Genomic DNA, 2,763 nt, shown 5'->3' on the forward strand with positions numbered 1-2,763 from the left:
CTGACGCTGGTGGCGGGAATTCACGTGTTGGAACGCTGGGTACGGACTCGAAGGGGGGCCATGGCATGAAGGTGATCTCACACAGACGGTGCTGGGGGATAGTGGCGTTGCTGGCGGCGCTGCTGGCTGTGGCCGGCTGCACATCGTCAGCGGGTTCCACAGCCGGAGGCAGCACCCTCGATCACGTCAAGAAACAAGGCGTGCTGAAAGCCGGCATCCGGTCGGACAACCCACCACACAGCTCGATCGACGCGAACGGACAGCACGTCGGATTCGACGTTGACATCGCCAACGCGGTCGCCAAGAGCCTCGGCGTGCGATTGGAGATCGTCAAAGTCGACGAGCTGACCAGGATCAGCTTTCTTGAGAAGGGCACCATCGACATCGCGGTGGCCAGCATGAGCAAGACCCGCAAACGCGCCGAGAAGATCGACTTCAGCCAGACCTACTTCCGGTCCTTCCAGACGTTCCTCGTCCGCAAGGACACCGCGCGCTCGCTCGAGGACCTGGTCGGCAAGTCCGTCGCCATGGACCGCGGCAGCAGCGCGATCGGCAACTGGAAGAGCTGGCTGAGCGGGAAAGGGCACAGCGGGGAACCGAAGATCGAGGAGTTCAGCGACAAGCGGGCTGCGGCCGAGTCGGTTCGGCAGGGCAACCTCGCCGGCTACGCAGAGGACTACGAGATCCTGGCCGGCTTCGCCAAGAACGATCCCGGGCTGGTCGTGCTTGACCAGCCCATCGGCGTGAAGCTCGACGGCATCGGCATCCGCCGAGGCGACTCTCAGATGCGGGCAGCCGTCGACTTCGCGCTTCAGGACCTGTCCGCCGCCGGCGAGTGGCAAAAGATCTACGACCGGTGGTTCGGCCCCTCGTCGAACACACCCGTGCCGGTGCAGGGTGAGCTGGAGGTGTGGCCCCGTGGCTGAACCGTCGATCGCCCTGGAGGACGTCGAGGTCCGGGTCAAGGACTGTTGCATCCTCGACGACGTCAGCCTCACCAGCGGTACGTGCGAGTGGACGCTGCTGGTCGGTCCGAGCGGCTGTGGCAAGTCCACAATCTTGCGCACCATCAATGGCCTGTGCCCGCCGAGCAAGGGCCGGGTGCTCAACCTCGGCACCTGGCTGCCCGGTCGCAACCGCCACGAGGCGCGCAAGGCCTGGCGATCCACCGGCACCGTGCTGCAGGAGGTCGCGCTGTTCGAGACACGCACCGTGCTGACCAACGTCGAGCTCGGTTGCCGAGCCGCTGGATTGCCTGCTGACAAGGCACGCTCAGAGGCACTGACCTGGTTGGACCGTCTCGGCCTCGTCGATCGTGCCGCGGACTATCCCGCCTCGCTGTCCGGTGGACAACGTCAACGCGTCGCGCTCGCTCGAGCGTTCGCTCCTCGTCCGCGGTTGCTGCTGCTCGACGAACCCACCTCCGCTCTCGACCAAGTCACCGCGCAGGTGGTGCTCGACGGAATCAGCGAGCTCGTCGAGAACGGAACCTGTGTGGTGATGTCCAGCCACCGTCCCGAGGAAGTCGGCATGCGATGCACCCGGTGTGTCGTGCTGGACGGCGGCCGCGTCGTCCAGGTCACCTCCGGTGTGCCAGATCTCGCCGTGCCCTAGGCCCAGTCCTTGTTCGACCACACGTGAGGTCATCATGACGACAGATCCAGTGTCCGACACCGACCTGATCGACATCCCGGAGATTGCGCGTGACGACGTGGCCGCGGGTGTTTCCTCGGGCGCGGTTGTGCTCGTCGAAGCCCTTCCAGAGGAAGTGTTCGCGACCGGGCACCTTCCAGGAGCACTGAACATCCGGCCTCGGCGCGCCAAAACGCTCCCACAAGTGCTACTGCCCGATCTGGACGCCCGCATTGTCGTCTACTGCGGCAGTGACACATGTGACGCTTCCTTGCGGGTTGCGAGAAGTCTGCACGTGCTCGGCTACCGAGATGTGCACCGTTACGTCGGAGGCAAACAGGATTGGGTCGCAGCGGGCCTTCCTCTGGAAACAGGCGAGGCCGCGTCACAGGATTAGGCGACGGCTGATCTCTGGGTAACCGGCAGCGGCTGGTCCTATAGTCGAGGCTGTGAGCGCCTCCGCAGGATTGTCACCCGCAGCGACCCGCGACACGCAGGACCTGGCGAAGGTCTTGCGTGTCATCGCCGATCCCGTGCGCCTGCAGTTGATCGCACTGCTCGCTGACGCGCCTGATCAGGAAGCGTGCGTGTGCGACCTCGTCGAAGGCACGGGGTTGACGCAGCCGACGATCAGCCACCACCTGAAGAAGATCCACGAGGTGGGACTGCTGGACCGCGAACGGCGCGGCGTGTGGGTCTACTACCGCCTGCGTGACGGGGCGATGGACGCCGTTGCGCAGCAGTTCAGCGCGCTCGGACGGCCAGGCGCCTGAGTTTCCCGGAGATCCGGTGTTCAAGACATTGACAGCCGTCGATGTCTCGGTAAGACTCGATTCACCTCGCGTGGGGAGCGAACGAAGGGGAATCGTTGTGCATGTCGTCATCGAGCTGCTGTTATACGCGTTGAACCGGCTCGTGGGGCTGATTCCTTGGTTCATGTTCGCAGTCGTCTTCAGCGTGCTGCTTCAGCACATGAGGGTCGACGTCCTCGTTGGTAGATCATTTCGCAAACGGACGGTCATAGCCATCGTCCTCAGCACGGCCGTTGGCGCGTTCAGTCCATTGTGCTCCTGCACCGTGATCCCGTTGATCCGCGGTTTTCTCGCCGCCGGTGTGCCGGTCTCGGTGGCT

The 2,763-nt window shown here is 64.3% G+C and carries 5 protein-coding genes; all 5 read left to right on the top strand.

All coding sequences use genetic code 11. The features are described 5' to 3' along the window. The first annotated feature begins 200 nt into the window (after window positions 1–200). Window positions 201–926 (top strand): transporter substrate-binding domain-containing protein, encoded by a 726-nt coding sequence (locus SK854_RS48030; protein WP_159460419.1) that lies wholly within the window; start codon window positions 201–203, stop codon window positions 924–926. Beyond that, the gene (locus tag SK854_RS48035) at window positions 919–1,614 is read left to right on the top strand and encodes an ATP-binding cassette domain-containing protein (RefSeq protein ID WP_051769336.1); all 696 of its coding nucleotides are present in this window, start codon (window positions 919–921) and stop codon (window positions 1,612–1,614) included. The genes SK854_RS48030 and SK854_RS48035 overlap by 8 nt, the downstream gene beginning before the upstream one ends. A 49-nt stretch (window positions 1,615–1,663) precedes the next feature. Then, a complete protein-coding gene (locus SK854_RS48040; RefSeq protein WP_211257711.1) occupies window positions 1,664–2,029 on the top strand; it encodes a rhodanese-like domain-containing protein in 366 nt (121 codons plus the stop codon). A 52-nt stretch (window positions 2,030–2,081) separates the two neighbouring features. After that, on the top strand, window positions 2,082–2,405 hold the full coding sequence (locus SK854_RS48045; RefSeq protein ID WP_051769333.1) for an ArsR/SmtB family transcription factor: 324 nt from the start codon (window positions 2,082–2,084) through the stop codon (window positions 2,403–2,405). A 16-nt stretch (window positions 2,406–2,421) separates the two neighbouring features. After that, window positions 2,422–2,763 (top strand): permease (locus SK854_RS48050; protein ID WP_319981883.1); only part of this gene is annotated, 342 nt, incomplete at its 3' end.

This window comes from Lentzea sokolovensis (assembly GCF_033949975.1).
GTDB lineage: Bacteria > Actinomycetota > Actinomycetes > Mycobacteriales > Pseudonocardiaceae > Lentzea > Lentzea sokolovensis.